We start from the raw sequence: 24,018 nt of genomic DNA, 5'->3' as shown, positions 1-24,018 counted from the left end.
CTATTGGTTGGTCACGAGCAGGCGGCTGCCCTGCACTTCCACGATACGATAGGTGCCCGCTTGCGCGATGGCGCCGGGCGCCAGGTCCACATCCCACAGCGCGCCGCGGTAAGGCACGCGCGCGTGGCCGTCAGACCAGGATGACACCTCGATGGTCTGGCCGATGTCGAGGTTGATGTTGGGGTCGCGTGCGGGATCGGACTTGAGCGGGCGCCCAAAGCGGCTGCGATGCAAAATGCCGGTGGCAGCCAGGCCAATGATGGCAGCGGCCAGGAACTGGACCGGCAGCGACATGCCCATCATGGCCGCCACCCCGCCGGCGGCAATGCCGATGGCGATCATCAGCACATAGAACGTGCCGGTGAACAGTTCAAACACCACCAGCACGCCTGCGAGCGCCAGCCAGAACATCCATTCACTCATTGCGGCCCCTTGCAAAAATCATGCAGCGCGAAGGCGAATTGCATTTCTTATCATGATGATGGTGATAGTTGCCGGCCCTGTCAAGCGCGTCGGGATGCATGATGCAAAAGGCCCGGCGCATGCGCCGGGCCTTTTGCTGGTCAGTACAGACTGCGCTGCTTACTTCATGGCCGCCAGCTTCTGCCAGGTGTCGATCACCGAGTCAGGGTTGAGCGACATCGATTCGATACCCTGCTCCATCAGCCAGGCCGCGAAGTCAGGATGGTCGGAAGGGCCCTGGCCGCAGATGCCGATGTACTTGCCCTGCTCGCGGCAAGCCTTGATTGCCATCGACAGCATGGCCTTGACGGCAGGATCGCGCTCGTCAAAGTCGGCTGCCAGCAGCGCCATGCCGGAGTCGCGGTCCAGGCCCAGGGTGAGCTGGGTCAGGTCGTTGGAACCGATGGAAAAGCCGTCAAAGTGTTCAAGGAACTCCTTGGCCAGGATCGCGTTCGATGGCACTTCGCACATCATGATCAGCCGCAGGCCGTTCTCGCCACGCTTGAGGCCATTCTTGGCCAGCAGGTTCACGACCTTTTCTGCCTGGCCCAGGGTACGCACGAACGGTACCATGATCTCCACGTTGGTCAGGCCCATGTCGTTGCGCACGCGCTTCATGGCCGAGCACTCCATCTCGAACGACTCCGCGAAGTCTTCCGACAGGTAGCGCGCCGCGCCACGGAAGCCCAGCATCGGGTTTTCCTCATCCGGCTCGTAGCGCGAACCGCCGATCAGCTTCTTGTATTCGTTGGACTTGAAGTCCGACAGGCGCACGATCACCGGCTTTGGCCAGAAGGCGGCGGCGATGGTGGCGATGCCTTCGGCCAGCTTGTCGATGTAGAAGGCTTTTGGCGAAGCATGGCCGCGTGCCACCGATTCCACTGCCTTCTTGAGGTCAGCGTCGATGTTCGGATATTCCAGAATCGCTTTCGGATGCACGCCGATGTTGTTGTTGATGATGAACTCAAGACGGGCCAGGCCCACGCCGCCGTTGGGAATCGACTGGAAGTCGAAGGCCAGCTGCGGGTTACCGACGTTCATCATGATCTTGGTGGCGATGGGGGGCAGTTCGCCACGCGCCGTTTCCGTCACTTCCGTTTCCAGCAGGCCGTCATAGATCATGCCTTCGTCGCCTTCGGCGCAAGATACCGTGACGAAGGTACCGTCCTTGAGGATCTCGGTCGCGTCGCCGCAGCCCACGACAGCGGGCACGCCCAGTTCACGCGCGATGATCGCTGCGTGGCAGGTACGGCCGCCGCGGTTGGTGACAATGGCGGAAGCGCGCTTCATGACCGGTTCCCAGTTGGGGTCCGTCATGTCGGCCACCAGCACGTCGCCCGGCTGCACGCGCTCCATCTCCGACGGGTCGCTGATCACGCGCACGGGACCGGCGCCAATCTTCTGGCCGATGGCGCGGCCCGACACCAGCACCGTGCCCGTGCCCTTGAGCTTGAAGCGCTGCTGCGCGTCGGTCGACTTCTGCTGCGACTTGACCGTCTCCGGACGCGCCTGCAGGATGTACAGCTTGCCGTCGCGGCCATCCTTGCCCCACTCGATGTCCATAGGACGGCCATAGTGGTTCTCGATGATGACGGCGTACTTGGCCAGTTCCACCACTTCTTCGTCGGTCAGCGAATAGCGGTTGCGCAGTTCAATCGGCACATCGACGGTGCGCACCGAGCGGCCAGCCTTCGCTTCCGCGGTAAATTCCATCTTCAGCAGCTTGGAGCCGATATTGCGGCGGATGACAGGCGACTTGCCCTGTTCCAGCATGGGCTTATGGACGTAGAATTCGTCGGGATTGACCGCGCCCTGCACCACCGTTTCGCCCAGGCCGTAGCTGGAAGTGACGAACACCACATCCTTGAAGCCGGACTCGGTATCGAGCGTAAACATCACGCCGGCCGCGCCCAGGTCGGAACGGACCATGCGCTGCACGCCGGCCGACAGTGCCACTTCAGCGTGGGTAAAGCCCTTGTGCACGCGGTACGAGATGGCGCGGTCGTTGTACAGCGACGCAAACACATGCTTCATCGCTTCCAGAATATTGTCGATACCGACCACGTTCAGGAAGGTCTCCTGCTGGCCTGCGAACGATGCATCCGGCAAGTCTTCGGCGGTCGCGGACGAGCGCACGGCAAACGACATTTCGGTCTCGGAATCGGCAACCAGGCGCTCGTAGAACGCGCGAATCTCCTGCTCCAGGCGCTCCTGGAACGGGGTTTCGACAATCCACTGGCGAATCTCGGCGCCGGCGGCGGCCAGCGAACGCACGTCGTCAATATCGAGGCCTTCCAGGCGCGTGGCGATGCGGTCGGCCAGCGATGGGCCGCCATTGACGCCATGGGTCAGGAAATCGCGGAAGGCGTCGGCCGTGGTGGCAAAGCCACCGGGCACGCGCACGCCGGCCGCGGCCAGCTGGCTGATCATTTCGCCAAGCGAGGCGTTCTTGCCGCCGACCGATTCCACATCGGTCATGCGCAAGGCTTCGAACGGGGCGACATACGTGCTGCCTGCGGTGCTGCCGGCGCTCGACTCCTTGTATGCTGCGTTGGACAAACTTGTCATGGTTACACCCTTACTATTGATAGAAATCTTTACGTGTAGCTAGCTGACTGTTCTTGTTATTCTTGGTGTGGTGCAGCACAATTGTTACGGATCAGCGCATTTTACCGCGTGAAGCGCAAATTTACAGCGCACAACACTTGAAACATTGGCAGCATGTGACTCAGACCGGACAAATATGACAACAGAACCGCGCCCGCCCCTTCCCACCTCCGCCCGCACCGTTTTCTTTGTGTCGGACGGCACCGGCATTACCGCGGAAACCTTTGGCCACGCCGTATTGACGCAGTTCGATCTGCGCTTTCGCCAGATTCGCCTGCCCTTCATCGATACGCTGGAAAAGGCCTACGATGCCGCGCGCAAGATCAATGAAACCTACGCCGTCGACAACCAGCATCCGATCGTGTTTTCCACGCTCGTCAAGCCCGATTTGTCGGCCGTGATCCGCAAGGCGCACGGCATGCACATGGACCTGATCCAGACTTTCGTGGCGCCGCTGGAGCAGGAACTGGGCGTCAAGTCGACCCATACCATCGGCCGTTCGCATAACGTGGTCGACAGTGAGGAATACAAGAACCGCATCGAAGCCATCAACTTCTCGCTCGCGCACGACGATGGCCAGTCGCACAAGAACCTGGCGCAGGCCGATGTGATCCTGGTAGGCGTTTCGCGCTCGGGCAAGACGCCTACCAGCCTGTATCTGGCGATGCAGTACGGGATCAAGGCTGCCAATTACCCACTCATCCCCGACGATTTCGAGCGCGGCAAGCTGCCATCATCGCTGCCGCCATTTCGGGCCAAGATTTTCGGCCTGAGCATTACGCCGGAACGCTTGTCGGAGATTCGCCACGAGCGTCGCGCCGGCAGCAAGTACGCATCCATCGAAAACTGCCGCTATGAAGTCAACGAGGCAGAATTGATGATGAAGCGCGAAGGCATACGCTGGCTGTCGTCGACCACCAAGTCGATCGAGGAAATCGCGACCACCATCTTGCAGGAGATCAAGCCGGACCGGCGCGATTATTGAGCCGCCGCGCCGCCGCTACAGGCCTGCCAATGGGTTATCGCGCCGCCCTGGGTACCGCATTGGCGGCATTGATCAGCGCGGCGATTTCTTCCTCGTTCAGCCTGATGATTTCCTTGTGCGCGGCGGCGCTGACGGCAGGCGACCCTGTGCCTCTGCCCATCACGTAGCGCACGCCCTCCTTCAAGTACAGCATGAAATAGAACGGGTTGCCGGGGCTGTCCGGCGCACTCACCACGACCACCGAGGTATTGTCGGAACAGGCATACACGAGCCAGGGCGAGGCACCAAAGGTCTTCTGCACCGGACCTTGCCCACAGTCAAGCCCTGAAGACCCTTCGCTGTCCTGGGCCCGGCAGGCTGGGGAAGAAAAAAACGTTGTACACGCGAATGCCACTGCAAGAATTGGTTTCAGCATAGGAATCCCGGGTAACAGCTCGGCGCGGGCCGAGACAGTGATAAGGCAAAAGCCAAGGCACGACACGTTACCACAAACACAAGATTGCGCATGTCCTGTTGACATTGGTGCACCGGAGCACATGAGTGTGGGCAACGAGCGCTGATATACTGCCGCGTTGCCGTCGCCACCTGTGCACGGCGCTGCACTGTGAGATGAAGATATGTGGGCAATCCTGAGAAAATGGTTCGACCTGCGGCACGATCAACACGAAAGTGACGTGATCGACCGCAGTATCCGCGGCGGCGCGCGAATCGGCGGCACCAACCTGTGGGTGCTTTTCTTTGCCATCCTGATTGCGTCGGTTGGCCTCAATGTGAATTCGACCGCCGTGGTGATCGGCGCCATGCTGATCTCGCCCCTGATGGGCCCGCTGCTGGCCATTGGCTACGGCGCAGGCATCAGCGATTCACACCTGATCCGCAATGCGGGCCGCGGCCTGGGCGTGTTCGTTCTGCTCAGCGTGTTCACGTCGACCGTGTACTTCTATCTGAGCCCTTTGTCTGAAGCCCACACCGAACTGCTGGCGCGCACCTCGCCCACCCTGTGGGACGTGCTGATCGCCTTTTTTGGCGGCTGTGCGGGAATCATTGCCCACACCCGCAGAGATGTCTCGACCATCATTCCAGGCGCTGCCATTGCAACGGCTCTGATGCCGCCGCTGTGCACGGTCGGATACGGCCTGGCCAATGGCCACTGGAATTTTGCCGCAGGCGCCGCCTACCTGTTCGTGATCAACGCCTTTTTCATTGCCCTGGCCACCTACCTGTTCGTCAAGCTGCTTCGCCTGCCGGAACACAAGGAAGCGGACCCGCGCCGCCGGCTGCGCGTGCACCTTGCCATTGGCGTGTGCATGCTCACGCTGACCGTGCCCAGCGGCTTTCTCGCTTATCGCCTGGTGCAGGACCAGCTGTTCCTGGCCGCGAGCAGGGATGTCAGCGCGGCACTGGAACGGCAGCGGGGCGTGCTGGTGTTGTCGAAAGAAACGTCGCTGAAGGAACGCCGGCTTTCCATCGTCATCGGCGGCAACCCGGTTTCGCCCGCCGAACAGGCCCGGCTGCAGCAGCGCCTGCAAAGCAAGGGATTTGTCCGGGCCACGCTGCAAATCCGCAGCGTGGGCGAAAAGCTGGACGTGATCGCGCTGCGGGAACAGTTGCGGCGCGAACTGCAGGCCGATCGCGCCGTGCCTGAAGCGGCAGAGGACAAAGCCTTCAATGCCATGCGCATCGAATTGGCAAAGGCAAACCTGCAGCGCTCCTTGCAGGCACAAGTGATCCGCGAACTGCTGGCAGCCTATCCTGACATCAAAACCATTGCGGTGGGTGACGGGGTGAGCGGGTCACGCGATGGGCAAGTGGTCGAAGCCGGCGGGGACGGCGCGGGCGCGGGCGCGGGTGATACTCAGGCAGGTGGCCCGGTCCTGGTCCTGGCCATCGAGGCCACACCGGCCTTGGCGCAGGAAGACCTGGTGCGTATCCGTGCCGGCCTGGCTGCGCGCTTTCCCGACCGCGCCGTCGCCGTTCAGCAAGCGGCGCCGCCAGCACCCGTGCGCCAGGTGGCGAGGAAGGTCAACCGGCGCGGCAGTTGAATGCAGCGGGAGGCGGTGCAATATCACCGCTGGTTCTGTCCGAAAGTGTCGCAGGCAATAACGGACACAACTCCGTAATTCCCCACCACCAAAAACCGTCGTAATGCCCATCCAATAGTGCTGTCCGCTGCCTCACTAGCGAGATAATCAGTCAAAAAACTGCATCCACTCCTGCAGCCAGCCGGGAAAGGCGCTCGCCTTCATGGGCCGCGCGATATGATAGCCTTGCGCGTATGTGCAGCCCAGCCCTTGCAGGAAGTCCCAGTCCTGGCGCGTCTCCACGCCCACGGCGCACGACTCCCGGTCCAGACTGCGCGCCAGGCCCAGGCAGGAGCTGAGCACCGTTCCCAGCGCCCTGCGGCGCGAGGCGCCGTCCACGAAGGTGCGGTCAATTTTCAGTTCCGTGAACGGCACGCGCGCCAGCAGCTGCAGGTTGGAGCGCCCGGTCCCATAATCATCGATGGCCAGGCCGTAGCCGATCATGCGCAGCCGCACCAGCCGCTCCAGGAAGCTCGGGTCATGCGTGAGCACCGACGACTCGGGCATCTCGAACGTGAGGTACATGGGCGCGACCTGATGCCGTTCCAGGCACGCCGATATCTGCTGCAAAAAGGCGGGATGGGCCAGCGTTTCCGGCGCCACGTTGATCGACACTTCAATGGGCAGGCCATGGTCATGCAGGTCGCGGCAGCATGCGACCGATTTTTCGATCATGCACCAGTCGAGAAAATCAATCCGGCTGTTTTCTTCCAGGGCGTCGATGAAGGAACCGGGACCGAGTTCGCCGTGCACCGGGTGCACCCAGCGGGCGAACACTTCCAGTCCCTTCACGTGGCCGGTGTCGAGCGCGATCTTGGGCTGGAAGTAAGGCTCGAACTGTCCCGCCTGCAGCGCATGGCCTACCTCGGCAAAGGTGAAGGTGGGCGGCACCGGCCGGTCCAGCAGGGCCTCCGGCGGCGCGTAATGCTGCACCAGCTGGCTCAGCGCCTGCACGTTGACGGGTTTGCCGAGTGTACCCAGCAGGTCGATGCCATACGCCTGGGCCATGGTCTCGATCGAAAACAGGAGGTTGTTGGCAAGCTGGCCCACGATGATCACGCGCGCCCGGCAATTCATGGCGGCCAGGTTGCGCAGCAGTTCCAGCCCGTCCATGCCGGCCAGGGCGATGTCGATGATGGCGATATCAACGGCGGGCGTGAAGGAATCCTGGAAGCAGCGCAGCGCCGTATGCCCGTCCGGCACTTCAGTGATGCGCCCGGACCCCAGCTGGCGCAGCGCCTCGCACAAGGATTTGCGCACGCGGCTGTCGCCTTCCGCCACCAGAAAATGCAACTGTCCAATGTCCATCGCCGCTCCACGAAAGCCCAGCCTTCACGAAATCAAGCGTTGTCAGACCCGTCCTGGAGCCGGCTCTGCTGCTGGCGCACCTGTTCAAAGAAGCACACTGCCGCGCAGGCAGCCACATTGAGCGATTCGATCTGGCCGAGATGAGGAATGACAACTTGATTGCTGGCCAATCCTAGCAGATCGTCTGCAACTCCTTGCCCCTCATGACCGAACAACCAAGCCACCGATTGACGCAAATCAACGTCATACACGCGCTGTGTTGCGTATCCGCTCGTGGCAAGCACGGGAATGGTTGCGGACTTGATCAGACTGGCCAGGTCGACGTTTTCGTGGATGTCGACCACGAAGTGCGCACCCATGGCCGCGCGCAACACCTTGGGCGACCAGCAAAAGGCGGTGCCGGCGCTGCAGTACACGTGCGCGATGCCGGCCGCCGCGGCGCTGCGCAGGATGGAGCCGACGTTGCCGGGGTCTTGCAGGTTGTCGAGCAGGACGGCGCCTTGACTGAGGGCCGCCGGCAATTCCAGCACCGGGGTGGCGATCAGAAACATGATGCCCACGCCGTGTTCCACCTGGCTCAGGGCGTTGTAGAGCGCATCCGGCATGACGGTGCAGTGGGCGCGCGCGGCCTCCACCTGCTGCACGATGTCGGCCACTTCCGGGTTGGCCAGGGCACTGTCGGATACGATGCAGTGCTGGGGCGCGCCGCGCATGGCCACGTAGGTCTGGCACAGATGGACGCCGTCGAGCAGCGTCTGGCCCGCCTTCTTGCGTGCCTGCGAGCTGCCCGCCAGATGCTTGAGTTCCTTGTACAGCGGATTGTCGCGCGAGGAAATGGCCTTCATGCCGCTTCGTCCATGTCGCCGAAATCGAATTCCATCGACGCGCCCAGGTAGGCGTCGCCCGGCGCCACCGGCAGCACCGCGCGCACGGGCGAGAACGAGCGGCGGTGCACCGGGCAGGCGCCATGCTCGCGCAGGCGCTCCAGGTGCAGCGCCGTGCCGTAGCCCTTGTGCTGGTCGAAGCCATACTCCGGATAGAGCTCGTGCAGCGTCACCAGCGCCGCGTCGCGCGCCGTCTTGGCCAGAATGGAAGCGGCCGAAATGGCGTGGACCTTGTCGTCACCTTCAATGATCGGGCAGCAGCGGATCGACAGCACCGGACTGCGGTTGCCGTCAATCAGGGCCACGGTCGGCATGGTGGCCAGTGCTTCCACCGCGCGCCGCATGGCCAGCATGGTCGCCTGCAGGATGTTAATATTGTCGATTTCTTCGTGCGAGCATTCCGCAATGGCCCAGGCCAGCGCATGTTCCTTGATCAGCGGCGCCAGCTCGCCGCGCCGCTCCGCGGTCAGCTTCTTGGAGTCGCGCAGGCCCTCGATGGGGCGATCGGGATGCAGGATGACGGCGGCCGCAAACACCGGGCCGGCCAGCGGCCCGCGCCCTGCCTCGTCCACGCCGCACACGATATCCTCTGGCGAAAACGGCAGCGCGTTTTTCTTCAGGCCGGGATAGAAATTGACCTTCTTTTTTCTCATGATGCCTTCGACGAGGTAATCACGCGCATGACCGCGTCGGCGCTTTCCTGCGCGCTGTTGCGCAGCAGGCTGTGATGCATGGCGGTGAAGCGCTGCACCAGCTTTGCGCGATTTGGCGCGTCACTGAGCTGCTGCCAGGTGGCGTCGGCCAGCGCCTGCGGCGTGGCGGCTCCCTGCAGGAACTCCGGCACCAGGAATTCGCGCGCCAGGATGTTGGGCAGGCCAATCCAGGGCTGGTAGCCCATGTGCCTCATGATGTGCCAGGATGCTGCCATGACCTTGTAGGCGATGACCATGGGCTTCTTGTAGAGCGCCACTTCCAAGGTGGCGGTACCGGATGCCACCAGCACCGCGTCGGCCGCTTCAATGGCCGTGTGCGAACTGTCGACCAGGTCGATGGCCACGTCCTGCAGGCCGGCTTTGGCCACCAGCTCGTTGAAGTAGACACGCTGGCGTTCGCCCGCCATCGGCACCACGAAGCGCAGATCAGGGTCGCGTTTTGCCAGCAGCTTGACCGCCTCGATGAACGGCGCCGCCAGGTATTTCAACTCGCCCATGCGGCTGCCCGGCATCACGGCGACCACGCGCACATCGTCCGGCACGCCCAGCTTGCGCCGCGCGCCTGCCGTATCAGGCTCCATGGGAATGACTTCAGCCAGCGGATGACCGATATAGGTCACCGGCACCCCGGCCGCCTTGTAGATCTCTTCCTCGAACGGGAAGATCACCAGCATGTGCGACACGGCCTTGATGATTTTCTTGATGCGCCCACCACGCCAGGCCCAGATCTGCGGGCTGACGAAATGCATGGTCGGAATGCCGGCCTGGCGCAGCTGCATTTCCAGGCCCAGGTTGAAGCCCGGGTAATCGGCGCCGATGAACACCGCCGGCTTGTCGGCAATGAGCTGGTCGCGCAGCGTCGTTTGAATGGCCTTGATTTCGCGGTAGCGCGGAATGACTTCAAACAGCCCGCGCACGGTCAGCTTGTCCATGGGGATGTGCGACACAAAGCCCTGCTCGGCCATGCGCTCGCCGCCAATGCCATGAAAGCGCGCCTGCGGCAGCTGCGGGCGCAGGCCCGCCAGCAGGCGCGCGGCCAGCATGTCGCCGGAGACTTCGCCGGCGACCATTGCTATCGACAAATCAGCGGACGATGCCACGGGTGGCCGTTCCCAGGAAGTCGAGCATCATGCCAATCTGCTCGGCGCCTTCAGCCGCTGCAGCGTGGTCTTTTGCCAGCACTGCCTTGGCTTCTTCCAGCGTCAGATTGTTGCGGTAGATATTCTTGTACGCCGCGCGCACGGCATCGATCTGCGGCCGCGTAAAACCACGGCGCTTGATGCCTTCGATATTGACGCCGCGCGCGCCGGCCGGATTACCCGACACCAGCACGAACGGTGGCACGTCCTGGGTCAGGCTGGTGTACATGCCGATAAAGGCGTGCGCCCCAATCTTGCAGAACTGGTGGACGCCGGCGTAGCCGGACAGGATCGCCCAGTCGCCCACTTCCACGTGGCCGGCGAGCTGCGCATTGTTGGAGAAAATGGTGTTGCTACCGACCTGGCAATCGTGCGCCAGGTGGACATAGGCCGAAATCCAGTTATCGTTGCCCAGGCGGGTGACGCCCTTGTCCTGCACCGTGCCGGTATTGAAGGTACAGAATTCGCGCACCGTGTTGCGGTCGCCCACTTCCAGCCGAGTCGCTTCGCCGGACCACTTCTTGTCCTGCGGGGCCGCGCCGATGGACGAGAACTGAAAGAACTTGTTGTCCTTGCCGATGGTGGTGTGGCCTTCGATGACCACGTGCGGGCCCACCACGGTGCCGGCATCAATCGACACGTGCGGACCAATGATGGAGTACGGTCCCACTTCCACGCTGCTGTCGAGCTGCGCCTTGGGGTCGATGATGGCGGTTGGATGAATCCTGCTCATCACTTCCCCGCTGGCTGGCTCGCGTCGGCGGAGCTGCGGATGGTGCACATCAGTTCCGCTTCCAGCGCCACCGCGCCGTCCACGGTCCCCACGGCCTTGTACTTCCAGATGCCGCGCGAAACGCGCAGGATCTCGACATCCATCTTGAGCTGGTCGCCAGGGCCGACCGGGCGCTTGAAGCGCGCATTGTCGATGCCCACGAAATAGACCACGGAATTCTCGTCCGGCGTCACGCCCATGGTCAGGAACGACAGGATGGCCGCGGTCTGGGCCAGCGCTTCGATCATGAGCACACCGGGCATGACCGGCTTGTGCGGGAAATGGCCGTTGAAGAATTCTTCATTGGCGGTCACGTTCTTGATCGCGGTGATCGACTTGTTGGCTTCCCAGGTCAGCACGCGGTCCACCAGCAGCAGCGGATAGCGGTGCGGCAGCAGCTTCTTGATCTGGCAAATGTCGAGCATCTTGCTCGTGTCGGCGGTGTCGGCGGTGGTCGTCATGGTTTGTTATTCTGTGATTGCTCGGTAAGGGTCTTGAGGGTTTTTTCCAGCGCCCGGATTTTATCGCGCATGGCATCGAGGTTGCGAACGATTGCCGCACTTTTTTCCCACTCGGCGTTTTTCGCCAGCGGATAGAAGCCGGTGTACTGGCCCGGCTCCAGGATCGAGCGCGACACCATGCTGCCCGACGAAATGTGGACCTTGTCGGCGATGGTGAGGTGGCCAAGCACCATGGCGGCGCCGCCAAAGGTGCAGTACTTGCCGATTTTTGCGCTGCCTGCCACGCCCACGCAGCCGGCCATGGCCGTGTGTGCGCCAATGTGGCAGTTGTGGCCAATCTGGATCTGGTTATCGAGCTTGACACCGTCTTCGATGATGGTGTCGGCCAGCGCGCCGCGGTCGATGGTGGTGTTGGCGCCAATGTCCACATCGTCGCCAATGACCACGCGCCCGGTCTGCGGAATCTTGATGTACACGCCGCCTTCATTGGCAAAACCAAAACCGTCGGTCCCGATCACGGCGCCCGAGTGGATGATGCCGCGTGCGCCAATCTGGCAGCGGGCGTGGAAAGTCACATTCGCAAACAGGTGCGTGTGCGCGCCGATGACGGCGTCGCGGCCGACAAAGCAGCCGGCGTCAATCACGGCGCCCTCGCCCACCTGCGCGCCCGCCTCCACCGTCACATGGGGCCCCACGTGGGCGCTGGCCGCAATCTGCGCGCCCGGAGCCACGCTGGCCGTGGGGTCGATGCCCGGGGCCGGCACGATCTCGTCGAGCGAAGCGAAGTACTGCGCCGCGCGGGCAAAGTAGGCGTAAGGATTGGCGGTGACGATGCGCGCACCGGTATAAGTCGCGGCAACGAGCGCATCGTCGGCGCTTGATACGATCAGCGCCGCGGCGCCGCTCTGGGCCGCCTGGGCCCGGAATTTGCTGTTGCTGAGGAAGCTGATGTGCGAAACGCCCGCGTCAGCCAGGGGTGCGATCCCGCTTACTTCAAGATTGGGATCGCCCGCCAGCTGGCCGCCAAAGCGTTCGACCAATTCACCTAGTCGAGTGCCCATCGTGGTCTTTCAGAATAAAAATTGAATGCCTGCAAGGCCGACGCCTGCAATTACTTGTCCAGCAGCTTGAGTACCTTGTCGGTAATATCGATGCGCGGACTGACCCAGGCTGCTTCCTGCAGCACGATGTCGAGCCGTTCCTGCTCGGCGATCTGCTCGATCAGCTTGTAGGCGCGGGTCGAAATATTGGCCCGTTCCTCGCTCTTGCGCTGGATGAGGTCTTCGCGGAATTCGCGCTGGGTGCGCTGAACATCCTTGTCGAGGTCGATCAGTTCGCGCGCGCGCTTGGTGCGTTCCGGCTCGGTCAACTTGGCCGCTTCCGCATCGAACTTGTCCGACATGGCCTTGAAGCGCGAAATGGTTTCCTGGATGGCCTTCTGGCGCTTGGAGAATTCCGCTTCGATTTTCGCGTCCGCCGTCTTGGCCATCTTGGACTCGGTCATGAGGCGCTCGGTATAGACGAAGCCCACCCTGCTGGGCTGCGCCTGGGCCAGCGACGCGCAGGCCAGCAATGTCAGCACGGCCAGCTGCTTGGGCAACGAGGCAGTCAATGTTCTCAACATAGTTCTCCGCAATCTTTAAGTAAAACGGTGCAACTGATCAGAAACCTGTACCCATCTGGAACTGGAAGCGCTCCAGGCGGTCGCCCGGTTTATTGTTCAAAGGCAGAGCATAACTCAACTTGAGCGGACCGACCGGGGAAATCCACGACAGGCCCAGGCCGGACGAGAAGCGCAGCTCGCTGGCACGCCAGCGCTGGCCTTCCTGGAATACCTGGCCGCCGTCGATGAAGCCGAACCAGCGCAAGCTCTTGTCCGGGCCGCTGGTGAAGGGCATCTGCAGCTCCACGTTGCCGATCACGCGCGAGGCGCCCCCCAGGGCGTCATTACGGGCATCCACCACGCCCAGCGACGAACTTTCGTAGCCGCGTACCGACCCGATACCACCGGCATAGAAGTTCTTGAAGATCGGGAAATCGCTGCCGCGCAAGCCGCGGCCGTAGTCCGCTTCGCCGCGCAGTGCCAGCGTGATCGAGCGGGTGAGCGGCTTGTACCACTGCTGCTCGTACACAGCGCGGTAGTACTTGGTGTCGCCGAACAGGTCCACTTCCAGGTTGGCGCGCTGGAAGCGGCCATAGGATGGCGTCACGGCGCTGTCGCGGCTGTCCCGTGCCCACTGGGCCGTCAGCGGGAACGAATTGGTGCGCGCGCTGCCGATGCCGGAGCCGCCACCGTTCACGCTGCGCACGTAGGCCTGGTAGCGCAGCGGGCTGTTGACGTCCGTTTCAATCTCGGTGCGTTCCAGGCCCAGGCCGAAGAACACGGTATCGTTTTCCGAGAACGGCACGCCGTAATTGAGGCGCCCGCCGTGCTGGCGTACCTTGAAGGTACCGGTATTGAGGATAGGCGGCCGCGTGGTACGGGTGTACAGCTCGAACGACTGCGAAATGCCGTCGGCCGTGAAGTACGGGTCAACCTGCGACAGCGCGATGGTGCGGCTGTAGCTGCTGGTATTGATCTCGAAGCCCACCGTGGTGCCGCTGCCGGCAAAGTTGGCCTGCTGGATCGAGGCGTTGAAGGTGAAGCGCTCGGCCTGCGAATAGGCGCCGCCGATCATGAAGTTACCGGTCGGCTTTTCCGTCACCGTCACGTTCACGTCCACCTGGTCCGACGTGCCCTGGGCTTCCGGGGTGTCGATGGTGACGTCCTTGAAGTAGCCAAGACGGTCGACGCGGTCGCGCGAGAGCTTGATCTTGTTGCCGTCGTACCAAGAGCCTTCAAACTGGCGGAACTCGCGGCGAATGACTTCGTCGCGCGTGGTGGTATTGCCGGCGATGTTCATACGGCGCACGTAGGCGCGCTTGCCCGGGTCGATCATGAAGGTGAAGGTGACTTCACGCTTGTCGCGGTCGATTTCAGGATTGGCATTGACGTTGGCGAAGGCATACCCAAAGGTGCCGAGGCGGTCCGAGATCAGCTTGTTGCTCGCGGTGAGCAGGTCGCCCGAATAGATATTGCCTGGACGCAGCAGAATCAGGGAGCGCAATTCTTCTTCGCGGCCAAAGGTCTCGCCTTCAAGCTTGACGGCCTTGACGCGGTACTGCTCACCTTCGGTAATGTTGATGGTGAGATAGATATCCTTCTTGTCCGGCGTGATGGCGACCTGGGTCGACTCCACGTTCGCTTCCAGGTAGCCGCGGTTCAGGTAATACGACTTGATGGTCTCGATGTCGCCGGTCAGCTTGGTCTTGGAATACTGGTCAGCCTTGGTGTACCAGGTGAACCAGCCCTTGGTGTTGAGCTGGAGCTGCTGGCGCAGTTCCTTGTCCGTAAACTTGGTGTTGCCGACGATGTTGATGGCGCGGATGCGCGCCATTTCGCCTTCGTCCACATTGAACATGACGGTGACGCGATTGCGCTCGATCGGCGTGACGGTGGTGGTGATCTTGACCCCGTACAGGCCCTGCGACAGGTACTGGCGCTTGAGTTCCTGCTCGGCGCGGTCGACCGAGGACTTGTCGAAGGTCTTGGTTTCGCCAATGCCGATTTCCTTGAGCGACTTGATCAGGGCATCTTTCTCAAAATTCTTGGTGCCGGTGAAGTCCACGGTGGAGATGGCGGGACGCTCTTCCACGATCACCACCAGCACCCCATTGTCTTCCTCGAGGCGCACGTCCTTGAAAAAGCCCAGGTTGTACAGCGCCTTGATGGTGGTGATGCTCTTGGTGTCGTCAAACGTTTCGCCCACGCGCACCGGCAGGTAGCTGAACACGGTACCGGCTTCGATACGCTGGATGCCTTCGACACGGATGTCCTTGACCACGAACGGGCTCACTGCAAAGGCAGGCGCGGCGCACAGCGTCATGACGGCGGCGGCTACCAGGCTACGGCGGAAGAAAGGTGCGGCTAGACGTTCAGAATGTAATTTCATCGGCTAAATCAATGGTCTATCGTTTGGACTACCTACATATTTGTTCGGGGATGCGGGGGCACATTCAGATGTGCCGCATGGCGTCGTTGAAGAAGGCCAGCGACATCAGCATGACCAGCATGACCACGCCCGCACGCTGCGCCAACTCGATGACGCGCTCCGGCAGCGGACGCCGGGCCAAAACTTCCAGCGAATAATACAGCAAAAGCCCACCGTCCAGAACCGGAATTGGTAACAGATTCATCACGCCCAGACTGATGCTGACAGCGGCAAGAAAGCGCAGGAAGGTCTCCGGCCCCTGGCGCGCGCTCTCGCCGGCATATTCCGCAATCGTCACCGGGCCCGTGATGTTTTTCCAGGATAGCTCGCCCATGATGATCTTGCCGATCAGTTTTACCTGCATCACGGCGCTGGCCCAGGTGGCCGCAGTGCCCTTGGCCAGCGCTTCGACCGGCCCCGCCGGCAGGCGCACCATCTCGGGGCGCGAACTGGTCTGCACGCCCAGCATGGCGTAGCCACTCCTGGCATCCATGCGCGGCGTCGCTGACACCTTGAGGGGCGCACCGTCGCGCAGGATAGCAAGCGTCACCGTCCTGCCTTTGCTGGCCCGTACCTGCTGTATCAGATCCAGGCCATCGACCACCGGCTGGCCGTCGATGGCCTGCACCACGTCGCCCTCACGCAGGCCCGCCTGTTCGGCGGCGCTGCCTGGCAGCGGTGTGCGCAGCTGTGCGGGCGACAGGCGCGGCTGCAGGCCCAATGGGGCCAGGACATCCTTCTCCAGGTCCACCTTCTCAAACGCGGTAGCGGCAATCTCGGCGCTTGAACGGCCACCGTCAGCCTGGACCACTTCCAGGCGCGCGCTGGTCTTGTCAATCGCCGCGCTCATGATTTCCAGGCGCAGCTCGCTCCAGCCGGCGATCTCACGGCCATTGACCGCGATGATGCGGTCTCCCTCGCGCAGGCCGGCCTGGTGGGCGATGGCCGTCTCGGGCATGGCGCGCAGGCGGGTGGTGGCGTCTTGCATGCCGTACATGTAAAGACCGGTCAGCACCACAATGGCGAGCAGGAAGTTGGCAATCGGCCCGGCGGCGACGATGGCAATGCGGCGCCATACGCTCTGGCGCGTGAATTCGCGCGCCGCGTCGGAGGCGGTTTTGGCGGCGGTGGCGGGATCGCGGTCGTCGAGCATCTTGACGTAGCCGCCCAGCGGCAGCGCGGAAATCGCCCATTCCGTCTGATCGGGACCGAATTTGCGCGACCACACGACCTTGCCCATGCCAACCGAAAAGCGCAGCACCTTCACGCCGCACAGGCGCGCCACAAAGTAGTGACCCAGTTCGTGGAAGACGATCAGCGGACCGAGGGCCAGCAGGAACGCCAGCACCGTCTGCAACAGACTCATCTCGCGATGCCGTCGACGATGGCGGTGGCCGCGCGGCGGGCGCGCGCATCCTGGGCCATGACCGCGTCGATGCTGGAGGCGGCGCCATGCTCGTTCTCGTGCATGACGCGCGCAATCACGCGGTCGATATCGCGAAAGCCGATGCGGCGGTCCAGGAAGGCTGCCACCGCCACTTCATTGGCGGCGTTGAGCAGCGCGGGGGCGGTGCCACCGGCTTGCAGTGCTTCAAAGGCCAGCGCCAGGCAGGGAAAGCGTACGAAATCGGGCTTTTCAAAGTGCAGCGTGCCGATGGCGGTCAGGTCCAGCTGCCCTACTCCCGATTCGATCCGGTCCGGAAAAGCCAGCGCGTTGGCGATCGGCGTACGCATGTCGGGGTTGCCCAGCTCCGCAATCACGGAGCCATCGACATACGACACCATTGAGTGAATCACGCTTTGCGGGTGGATGACAACCTCGATCAGGCTGGCAGGCGCGCCGAAGAGCCAGTGCGCCTCGATCACTTCCAGGCCCTTGTTCATCATGGTGGCCGAATCGACCGATATCTTGCGGCCCATTTCCCAGTTCGGGTGCTTGCAGGCTTCGTCGGGCGTGACGTGCTCCAGGGTGGCGACGTCGCGCTTGAGAAACGGTCCGCCGGAAGCCGTCAGCAGGATCTTGGATACCCCGGCGCCGCGCGGCGAACGGGCATACGACTGCGGCAGCGACTGGAAAATGGCATTGTGCTCGCTGTCGATGGGCAGCAGCGTGGCGCCGTGCTCCTGCACCGCGTCCATGAACAGCTGGCCGGACATGACCAGCGCTTCCTTGTTCGCCAGGAGGATCTTTTTCCCGGCGCGGGCAGCGGCCAGCGTGGGCGCCAGACCGGCCGCGCCGACAATGGCGGCCATCACGGTATCGGTCTGGCTGTGCGAGGCGATGTCGCACAGGGCCGCTTCGCCGTATTCCACATCGGTCTTGATGCCGCGCTCGCGCAGCAACAAAGCCAGGCGGGCGGCGGCATCGGCGCTGCCGACCACGGCGCGCGCGGGGCGGAACTGGGCGCACTGGGCGGCCAGTTCGTCCACCCGGCCGTGGGCCGAGAGGGCATAGACTTCGTACTTGTCGGGATGGCGCGCGAGAACGTCGAGGGTTGACACGCCGATCGAGCCGGTCGCGCCAAGAATGGTGATGCGTTGCATTGTGGGTCCTTCTAGAGCGCCGTGTGGATCAGCGCGGCCAGCGGCAGCACGGGGATCAGGGCGTCAATACGGTCAAGCACGCCGCCGTGGCCAGGCAGCAGATTGCTGCTGTCCTTGACGCCGGCGCGGCGCTTGAGCTGGGATTCAAACAGGTCGCCCACGACACTGGCCGCGGTGATGACCATCAGGATCAGGAGCGTCATGGCCCAGCCGAACTTGGCCTGCACAGCCACCACGAAGGTGCCGGCCAGCGCCTCGCCACCAAACAGGATCACGGCAGCCGAAATCAGGAGCACAAAGATGCCGCCGCCAATGGCGCCTTCCCATGATTTGCCGGGCGAAATGGTGGGCGCAAGCTTGCGCTTGCCAAAGGCCTTGCCGCAGAAGTAGGCAAAAATGTCGGCAATCCACACCAGCGCCATGACCGACAGCAGGTAGACGGCCGAGACCTTGAAAAACATGACAATGGCGGCAAAGCAGGCAATGACCGAGATCGGATACATATAGCCGATGACGGTGTTGCGCGTGGTGGCCAGTGGCGGCAGGCCGGTCGCCAGGCAGGGCACGAAGCGCAGCAGCCAGAACGCGGTCGAGAGCACGAACCACAACTTGTAAGCTTGCGGGTTTTGCTGATACAGGAAGGCGTAGGCAAAGGCCGCCGTCCAGAACACGCCGATGATCAGTGACTGCTTGCGCGAGCGGCCAAACAGCTGGAAGCCTTCGGTGATGCCGGCAAGCAGGAAGGCCAGGATCACGGCCACGAAGCCCGGATAAAAATCGCCAAACAGGACCGCCAGCAGAACGGCGAGCAGGACAACAGCGGTAATGACCCGGGTCTTGAGCATTTAAGTCTTATTCTCGGCTAGTTGGTCGCCCGTGCGCCCGAAACGGCGCTCGCGGCTCTGGTACGAGGCAATCGCTTCGTCGAGCGAGGCGATCGAAAAATCGGGCCAGTAGGTATCGCTGAAGTACAGCTCGGAGTATGCCAGCTGCCACAGCAGGAAGTTGGAAATGCGCTGTTCGCCGCCGGTGCGGATGAACAGGTCCGGCTCGGGCGCGTAGGCCATGGCCAGGTGCTCCGACAATTGCTCTTCGGTAAAATTGGTGATGCCGGGATTGGCCGCGATCATCTTGCTGGTCGCTTGCATGATGTCCCAGCGTCCGCCGTAGTTGGCGCAGATCGAGACCGTCAGGCGCGTGTTGTTGGCGGTACGGCGCTCGGCATTGGCAATCATGTCCTGCAGCTTGCTGTCAAAGCGCGACAAGTCACCCACCACCTTCAGGCGGATATTGTTCGCATGCATCTTGGACACTTCGCGCTCAAGGGCAGTGACGAATAGCTTCATCAGCAGCGACACTTCTTCCTCGGGGCGGCGCCAGTTTTCGGACGAAAAGGCAAACAGGGTCAGGTACTCGACGCCGCGCAGGGCGCAGGCTTCCACGACGTCGCGCACGGCTTCCACGCCCTTGACGTGGCCGGCTACGCGCGGCAGGAAGCGCTTCGTTGCCCAGCGACCATTGCCATCCATGATGATGGCCACATGGCGCGGCACGGTGGCCACTTCCGGTACAGCTGTCGTCGAACTCTTGAATATCATAAATGCGGGCTAACGGTTTTGCTGCAAATGTGCTGGATGACTGGCAAAAGCGTGGAAGAAGCTGCCCTCTTCCACGCCTGGGAAATGCTGGCAGCGGCTAGACCGTCAGCACTTCCTTTTCCTTCTCTACCACCAGCTTGTCGACATCGACCACAAACTTGTCGGTCAGCTTCTGGATTTCGTCGGAGGCGCGGCGCTCGTCGTCTTCCGACACGGCCTTGTCCTTGACGAGCTTCTTGAGCGATTCGTTGGCATCGCGGCGAATGTTACGGATAGCAATTTTCGCATCTTCCGCCTCGCCCTTGACCAGCTTGACCATTTCCTTGCGGCGCTCTTCGGTCAGGGCCGGGGTTGGCACGCGGATGATGTCGCCCTGCGCCGACGGGTTCAGGCCCAGGTCGGAATCGCGGATCGCTTTTTCAACCGTGGTCAGCATCTTCTTTTCAAATGGCTGCACACCAATGGTGCGGGCATCGATCAGGGTCACGTTGGCCACCTGGGTCAGCGCCGTTGGCGAACCGTAGTATTCGACCATGATGTGGTCCAGGATACCCGTGTGGGCACGGCCCGTGCGCACCTTGGCCAGATCGGCCTTGAGGGTCTCGATCGACTTGTTCATGCGCTCCTGCGCACTCTTCTTGACGTCGGCGATAGTCATGCTGCTCTCCTGTAGCTGTACTAGTGAATGTGACTAGTGAAAATTAAACGTGTACCAGTGTACCCTCGTCCTCGCCCATGACGACACGCATCAGGGCGCCCGGCTTGACGATGGAAAACACCTTGATCGGCAGCTTCTGGTCGCGGCACAGCGCAAAGGCGGTGGCGTCCATGACCTGCAGATGCTTGGAAATGGCTTCGTCAAAGGTGATCGACTCGTAGCGCGTGGCGTTCGGGTCCTTCTTTGGATCGGCAGTATAAACGCCATCGACCTTGGTTGCCTTGAGCACGATTTCGGCGCTGATTTCCGAGCCGCGCAAGGCAGCTGCCGTATCGGTGGTAAAGAATGGATTGCCGGTGCCGGCCGCAAACACCACGACCTTGCCTTCTTCCAGGTACTGCAATGCCTTGGGACGCACGTAAGGCTCGACCACCTGCTCGATGCCGATGGCTGACATCACGCGCGCCGTGATGCCCACGTGGCGCATGGCGTCGGCCAGGGCCAGCGCATTCATGACCGTGGCCAGCATGCCCATGTAGTCGGCGGTGGCGCGGTCCATGCCCTGCGCCCCGGGAGCCACACCGCGGAAAATGTTGCCGCCGCCAATGACCACTGCCAGTTCCACACCCGCCTTGGCCACTTCCGCCACGTCGGCCACCATGCGCTCGATGGTGGCGCGGTTGATGCCGTACGCGTCGTCGCCCATCAGTGCTTCGCCGGACAGTTTCAGAAGGACGCGTTTATAGGCTGGTTTCGACATGTGCAGGGCTCCAATAAATGACAGATTGTATTCGGGTAGTTCCCCAGGGACTCAATCAAGCCGCTGGATTAAAAAAACGGGCCTTGCGGCCCGCTTTGCTACTTTACTGCTTCGAGGCAGCCATTTGTGCAGCCACTTCTGCTGCAAAGTCGTCCTGCTTCTTCTCGATGCCCTCGCCCACCACATACATCGTGAACGCTTTCACGGTGGTGTTCTTTTCTTTCAGCATCTGCTCGATCGACTGCTTGTCGTTCTTAACGAACATCTGGTTCAGCAGCGAGACTTCCTTCAGGTACTTGGCGATCGAACCTTCCAGGCGCTTGGCCAGGATTTCCGGCGACTGCACCGGCTTGCCTTCGGCAACGGCCTTGTCCGCATCTTCCTGGGCCTTCAGGGCAGCGACCGAACGCTCTTTCTCGATCAGTTCAGCCGGCACCTGGTCCGACGACAGCGCGGCCGGCTTCATGGCGGCGATGTGCATGGCCAGATCCTTGCCAACCTGCTCGTCCGGGCCGTCGAATTCTACCAGCACGCCGATGCGCGAGTTGTGCATGTACGAAGCGAGCTTGGCAGCGGTTTCAAAACGCTGGAAGCGGCGGATGGTCATGTTCTCGCCGATCTTGCCGATCAGGGCCAGGCGCACTTCATCGAGGGTCTTGCCGTCGAGCGGCAGGGCCAGCAGGGCGGCAACGTCAGCCGGGTTGTGCTCGGCTACGAGACGCGCGGCAGCATTGCCGAGGGCCAGGAAGTCATCGTTCTTGGCAACGAAGTCGGTTTCGCTGTTGATTTCGACCAGGGCGCCAACGCCGCCGGCCGTGTAGATCGCTACCACGCCTTCGGCGGTGATGCGCGACGCTGCGCCGGAAGCCTTGGTGCCGAGCTTGACGCGCAGGATTTCTTCCGCACGGGCCATGTCGCCGTCCGCCTCGGTCAGTGCCTTCTTGCACTGCATCATTGGTGCATCAGTCTTCTGACGCAGTTCGCCTACCATCGCTGCTGTAATCGCTGCCATGTGTTTCTCCTAAGATTGTTACGCATTCTGTTTAAAAAAAAGGGGAGCAGACGCTACCCCTTTTGATCACTGCGGCGGAGCCCGGGACGAACCCGGCCGCCGGAGAATTTAAGCCTGCTCGGACACTTCGACGAATTCGTCGGACGACTTGACCATGTCCATCACTTCGTTGGACGAATTGGCACGGCCTTCCAGGATCGCATCAGCGACGCCGCGGGCGTACAGCATGATCGCTTTCGAGGAGTCGTCGTTGCCCGGGATGACGTGGGTCACGCCTTCTGGCGAGTGGTTGGTATCGACGATGCCGATCACTGGAATGCCCAGCTTGCCGGCTTCGGTGATGGCGCCCTTGTGGTAGCCAACGTCGACAACGAAGATTGCGTCAGGAACGCCGCCCATGTCCTTGATGCCGCCGATGGACTTTTGCAGCTTGACCATTTCGCGCTGGAACATCAGGCCTTCTTTTTTCGACAGCTTCTCGACCGAACCGTCTTCGATCTGGGCTTCCATGTCCTTCAGGCGCTTGATCGAGGTCTTGATGGTCTTGAAGTTGGTCAGCATGCCGCCCAGCCAGCGCTGGTCAACGAAAGGCACGCCGGCGCGGGCAGCTTCAGCAGCGATGATGTCGCGCGCCTGGCGCTTGGTGCCGACCATCAGGATGGTGCCGCGGTTGGCAGCGACCTGCTTGATCGTCTTCATGGCTTCCTGATACATCCCCATCGTCTTTTCGAGGTTGATGATGTGGATCTTGTTGCGGTGACCGAAGATGAACGGTGCCATCTTTGGGTTCCAAAAACGGGTTTGGTGACCGAAGTGGACACCGGCTTCCAGCATTTCACGCATTGTTACGGACATTTGAATCTCCAGGGTTGGGTCTGGAATCCGGTCAGTCACCATTGTCGGCACCCTTTGCGACCGGACTCGCGATTTAACAAAATATTGTCTGATTGGGCATTACCACACCCAAGCAACCCGGCATTCTAACCGGAATCGGGTAAATGTTCAAGAGTGGCGATCGCTCCGGCGGCGGCCTGCTGCGCCGCCCTGGCCTACACCCTTGCAAGCCACATCACTTATAATGGCAACATATTTGCACGGGCACCAGGCAAGGTTGTGCCGCTGTTACGTGCCGTTACACATCTGTCATCTTTTTTGAGCCGATTGCCACCTATGTCCGACATTATCTCCATCAAAACTCCCGAAGAAATTGAAGGGATGCGCATTGCCGGCCGCCTTGGCTCCGAAGTGCTCGATTACATCACCCCTTTTGTCAAAGCCGGCGTCACCACGGGTGAACTCGATCGCCTGTGCCATGAATACATGGTCAACGTGCAAGGCTCAATCCCGGCGCCGCTTAACTACTGCCCGCCCGGCTACACGCCGTATCCAAAATCCATCTGCACCTCGGTCAATGACGTCATCTGCCACGGCATTCCGGACGAAAAGGTACTCAAGAACGGCGACGTGGTCAACCTGGACATCACCGTCATCAAGGACGGCTTTCATGGCGACAACAGCCGCATGTTCTTCATTGGCGAGCCCTCGCAGCTGGTCAAGCGCCTGTCGGAAGTGACGTACGAATGCATGTGGCTGGGCATTGCCAAGGTCAAGCCGGGTGCCCACCTGGGCGACATTGGCCACGCCATCCAGCAGCACGCCGAAAAGAATGGCTACAGCGTGGTGCGCGAATTCTGCGGTCACGGCATCGGCCGGGTGTTCCACGAAGAGCCGCAGGTGCTGCATTATGGCCGCCCGGGCACGCTCGAGCGCATGGAAGCGGGCATGATCTTCACCATCGAGCCGATGATCAACGCCGGCCGGCGCGACATTCGCCACATGGGCGACGGCTGGACCGTCAAGACCAAGGACCGCAAGCCTTCGGCCCAGTGGGAGCACACGGTCCTGGTGACCGAGACCGGCTACGAAGTGCTGACGCTGTCGGCCGGCTCGCCGCCGCCACCGGCCTTTATCACCGAAGCCCAAGCGGCCGTTGCCGCTTAAGT

The 24,018-nt window shown here is 61.9% G+C and carries 23 protein-coding genes; 3 read left to right on the top strand and 20 right to left on the bottom strand.

Annotation, left to right across the window (positions count from 1 at the left end; translation table 11 throughout):
* Both KY495_RS19695 and ppsA read right to left on the bottom strand, forming a co-directional pair.
* Entirely contained in the window at positions 1-423 is a 423-nt protein-coding gene (locus tag KY495_RS19695) for an NfeD family protein (RefSeq protein WP_219881019.1), read from the bottom strand.
* Positions 424-582: 159 nt separating this feature from the next.
* Positions 583-2,940: a phosphoenolpyruvate synthase gene (ppsA, locus tag KY495_RS19690; RefSeq protein ID WP_229518645.1), complete on the bottom strand. Its 2,358-nt coding sequence runs from the start codon at positions 2,938-2,940 to the stop codon at positions 583-585.
* Between the two features lie 265 nt (positions 2,941-3,205).
* Between ppsA and KY495_RS19685 the strand changes: the two genes are divergently transcribed.
* Entirely contained in the window at positions 3,206-4,054 is an 849-nt protein-coding gene (locus KY495_RS19685) for a pyruvate, water dikinase regulatory protein (RefSeq protein ID WP_219881017.1), read from the top strand.
* Positions 4,055-4,088: 34 nt separating this feature from the next.
* Here KY495_RS19685 and KY495_RS19680 read toward each other — a convergent pair whose 3' ends face one another.
* Positions 4,089-4,355 carry a hypothetical protein gene (locus KY495_RS19680; protein WP_219881016.1) on the bottom strand — a complete coding sequence of 89 codons (267 nt, stop codon included), beginning with the start codon at positions 4,353-4,355 and terminating at the stop codon, positions 4,089-4,091.
* Positions 4,356-4,728: 373 nt separating this feature from the next.
* Here KY495_RS19680 and KY495_RS19675 point away from each other — a divergent pair, with 373 nt between their 5' ends.
* On the top strand, positions 4,729-6,096 hold the full coding sequence (locus tag KY495_RS19675) for a DUF389 domain-containing protein (protein ID WP_219881015.1): 1,368 nt from the start codon (positions 4,729-4,731) through the stop codon (positions 6,094-6,096).
* A 147-nt stretch (positions 6,097-6,243) separates the two neighbouring features.
* Here KY495_RS19675 and KY495_RS19670 read toward each other — a convergent pair whose 3' ends face one another.
* From KY495_RS19670 to rpsB, 17 genes are all read right to left on the bottom strand, one after another.
* On the bottom strand, positions 6,244-7,443 hold the full coding sequence (locus KY495_RS19670; protein WP_219881014.1) for an EAL domain-containing protein: 1,200 nt from the start codon (positions 7,441-7,443) through the stop codon (positions 6,244-6,246).
* Positions 7,444-7,475: 32 nt separating this feature from the next.
* A complete protein-coding gene (locus tag KY495_RS19665) occupies positions 7,476-8,288 on the bottom strand; it encodes an RNA methyltransferase (protein WP_219881013.1) in 813 nt (270 codons plus the stop codon).
* On the bottom strand, positions 8,285-8,980 hold the full coding sequence (gene rnhB / locus KY495_RS19660) for a ribonuclease HII (protein WP_219881012.1): 696 nt from the start codon (positions 8,978-8,980) through the stop codon (positions 8,285-8,287). The genes KY495_RS19665 and rnhB overlap by 4 nt, the downstream gene beginning before the upstream one ends.
* Positions 8,977-10,110 carry a lipid-A-disaccharide synthase gene (gene lpxB / locus KY495_RS19655; protein WP_219884340.1) on the bottom strand — a complete coding sequence of 378 codons (1,134 nt, stop codon included), beginning with the start codon at positions 10,108-10,110 and terminating at the stop codon, positions 8,977-8,979. The genes rnhB and lpxB overlap by 4 nt, the downstream gene beginning before the upstream one ends.
* 13 nt (positions 10,111-10,123) lie before the next feature.
* Positions 10,124-10,912 (bottom strand): acyl-ACP--UDP-N-acetylglucosamine O-acyltransferase, encoded by a 789-nt coding sequence (gene lpxA / locus KY495_RS19650; protein ID WP_219881011.1) that lies wholly within the window; start codon positions 10,910-10,912, stop codon positions 10,124-10,126.
* The gene (gene fabZ, locus KY495_RS19645; protein WP_219881010.1) at positions 10,912-11,412 is read right to left on the bottom strand and encodes a 3-hydroxyacyl-ACP dehydratase FabZ; all 501 of its coding nucleotides are present in this window, start codon (positions 11,410-11,412) and stop codon (positions 10,912-10,914) included. Before fabZ ends, lpxA begins: the two co-directional genes overlap by 1 nt.
* Complete coding sequence (gene lpxD, locus KY495_RS19640) at positions 11,409-12,473, bottom strand: UDP-3-O-(3-hydroxymyristoyl)glucosamine N-acyltransferase (RefSeq protein WP_219881009.1); 1,065 nt, start codon at positions 12,471-12,473, stop codon at positions 11,409-11,411. The genes fabZ and lpxD overlap by 4 nt, the downstream gene beginning before the upstream one ends.
* A gap of 50 nt (positions 12,474-12,523) precedes the next feature.
* Positions 12,524-13,036: an OmpH family outer membrane protein gene (locus KY495_RS19635; protein ID WP_219881008.1), complete on the bottom strand. Its 513-nt coding sequence runs from the start codon at positions 13,034-13,036 to the stop codon at positions 12,524-12,526.
* Between the two features lie 37 nt (positions 13,037-13,073).
* Complete coding sequence (gene bamA, locus KY495_RS19630) at positions 13,074-15,404, bottom strand: outer membrane protein assembly factor BamA (RefSeq protein ID WP_219881007.1); 2,331 nt, start codon at positions 15,402-15,404, stop codon at positions 13,074-13,076.
* Positions 15,405-15,468: 64 nt separating this feature from the next.
* A complete protein-coding gene (rseP, locus tag KY495_RS19625) occupies positions 15,469-16,809 on the bottom strand; it encodes an RIP metalloprotease RseP (protein WP_219881006.1) in 1,341 nt (446 codons plus the stop codon).
* Positions 16,806-17,987: a 1-deoxy-D-xylulose-5-phosphate reductoisomerase gene (gene ispC, locus KY495_RS19620; protein WP_219881005.1), complete on the bottom strand. Its 1,182-nt coding sequence runs from the start codon at positions 17,985-17,987 to the stop codon at positions 16,806-16,808. Before ispC ends, rseP begins: the two co-directional genes overlap by 4 nt.
* Positions 17,988-17,998: 11 nt before the next feature.
* Entirely contained in the window at positions 17,999-18,832 is an 834-nt protein-coding gene (locus KY495_RS19615; RefSeq protein ID WP_219881004.1) for a phosphatidate cytidylyltransferase, read from the bottom strand.
* Positions 18,833-19,585 (bottom strand): polyprenyl diphosphate synthase, encoded by a 753-nt coding sequence (uppS, locus tag KY495_RS19610; RefSeq protein WP_219881003.1) that lies wholly within the window; start codon positions 19,583-19,585, stop codon positions 18,833-18,835.
* A gap of 97 nt (positions 19,586-19,682) precedes the next feature.
* Positions 19,683-20,243 (bottom strand): ribosome recycling factor, encoded by a 561-nt coding sequence (gene frr / locus KY495_RS19605; RefSeq protein WP_219881002.1) that lies wholly within the window; start codon positions 20,241-20,243, stop codon positions 19,683-19,685.
* 43 nt (positions 20,244-20,286) lie between these two features.
* A complete protein-coding gene (gene pyrH, locus KY495_RS19600; RefSeq protein WP_219881001.1) occupies positions 20,287-21,003 on the bottom strand; it encodes a UMP kinase in 717 nt (238 codons plus the stop codon).
* 103 nt (positions 21,004-21,106) lie between these two features.
* Complete coding sequence (tsf, locus tag KY495_RS19595) at positions 21,107-22,015, bottom strand: translation elongation factor Ts (protein ID WP_219881000.1); 909 nt, start codon at positions 22,013-22,015, stop codon at positions 21,107-21,109.
* Positions 22,016-22,123: 108 nt separating this feature from the next.
* Positions 22,124-22,870, bottom strand: a complete 747-nt coding sequence (gene rpsB, locus KY495_RS19590; protein ID WP_219880999.1) for a 30S ribosomal protein S2 — start codon at positions 22,868-22,870, stop codon at positions 22,124-22,126.
* Between the two features lie 315 nt (positions 22,871-23,185).
* On the opposite strand from rpsB, the gene map reads away from it, so the two are divergent.
* A complete protein-coding gene (gene map / locus KY495_RS19585) occupies positions 23,186-24,016 on the top strand; it encodes a type I methionyl aminopeptidase (protein ID WP_219880998.1) in 831 nt (276 codons plus the stop codon).
* Positions 24,017-24,018: the final 2 nt, after the last annotated feature.

Origin of the sequence: Massilia sp. PAMC28688 (assembly GCF_019443445.1) — a bacterium.
Lineage (GTDB): Bacteria > Pseudomonadota > Gammaproteobacteria > Burkholderiales > Burkholderiaceae_D > Telluria_A.
This window is presented reverse-complemented; position numbering and strand designations above follow the sequence as displayed.

Coding starts and splice junctions, on each gene's coding strand:
- tsf (WP_219881000.1), bottom strand. CDS start 22,015: ATGGCAGCGATTACAGCAGCGATGGTAGGCGAACTGCGTCAGAAGACT.
- rseP (WP_219881006.1), bottom strand. CDS start 16,809: ATGAGTCTGTTGCAGACGGTGCTGGCGTTCCTGCTGGCCCTCGGTCCG.
- KY495_RS19695 (WP_219881019.1), bottom strand. CDS start 423: ATGAGTGAATGGATGTTCTGGCTGGCGCTCGCAGGCGTGCTGGTGGTG.
- lpxA (WP_219881011.1), bottom strand. CDS start 10,912: ATGAGCAGGATTCATCCAACCGCCATCATCGACCCCAAGGCGCAGCTC.
- bamA (WP_219881007.1), bottom strand. CDS start 15,404: ATGAAATTACATTCTGAACGTCTAGCCGCACCTTTCTTCCGCCGTAGC.
- lpxB (WP_219884340.1), bottom strand. CDS start 10,110: ATGGTCGCCGGCGAAGTCTCCGGCGACATGCTGGCCGCGCGCCTGCTG.
- KY495_RS19685 (WP_219881017.1), top strand. CDS start 3,206: ATGACAACAGAACCGCGCCCGCCCCTTCCCACCTCCGCCCGCACCGTT.
- frr (WP_219881002.1), bottom strand. CDS start 20,243: ATGACTATCGCCGACGTCAAGAAGAGTGCGCAGGAGCGCATGAACAAG.
- fabZ (WP_219881010.1), bottom strand. CDS start 11,412: ATGACGACCACCGCCGACACCGCCGACACGAGCAAGATGCTCGACATT.
- rpsB (WP_219880999.1), bottom strand. CDS start 22,870: ATGTCCGTAACAATGCGTGAAATGCTGGAAGCCGGTGTCCACTTCGGT.
- uppS (WP_219881003.1), bottom strand. CDS start 19,585: ATGATATTCAAGAGTTCGACGACAGCTGTACCGGAAGTGGCCACCGTG.
- KY495_RS19615 (WP_219881004.1), bottom strand. CDS start 18,832: ATGCTCAAGACCCGGGTCATTACCGCTGTTGTCCTGCTCGCCGTTCTG.
- KY495_RS19670 (WP_219881014.1), bottom strand. CDS start 7,443: ATGGACATTGGACAGTTGCATTTTCTGGTGGCGGAAGGCGACAGCCGC.
- map (WP_219880998.1), top strand. CDS start 23,186: ATGTCCGACATTATCTCCATCAAAACTCCCGAAGAAATTGAAGGGATG.
- KY495_RS19635 (WP_219881008.1), bottom strand. CDS start 13,036: ATGTTGAGAACATTGACTGCCTCGTTGCCCAAGCAGCTGGCCGTGCTG.
- pyrH (WP_219881001.1), bottom strand. CDS start 21,003: ATGTCGAAACCAGCCTATAAACGCGTCCTTCTGAAACTGTCCGGCGAA.
- lpxD (WP_219881009.1), bottom strand. CDS start 12,473: ATGGGCACTCGACTAGGTGAATTGGTCGAACGCTTTGGCGGCCAGCTG.
- ispC (WP_219881005.1), bottom strand. CDS start 17,987: ATGCAACGCATCACCATTCTTGGCGCGACCGGCTCGATCGGCGTGTCA.
- KY495_RS19665 (WP_219881013.1), bottom strand. CDS start 8,288: ATGAAGGCCATTTCCTCGCGCGACAATCCGCTGTACAAGGAACTCAAG.
- ppsA (WP_229518645.1), bottom strand. CDS start 2,940: ATGACCGATGTGGAATCGGTCGGCGGCAAGAACGCCTCGCTTGGCGAA.
- rnhB (WP_219881012.1), bottom strand. CDS start 8,980: ATGAGAAAAAAGAAGGTCAATTTCTATCCCGGCCTGAAGAAAAACGCG.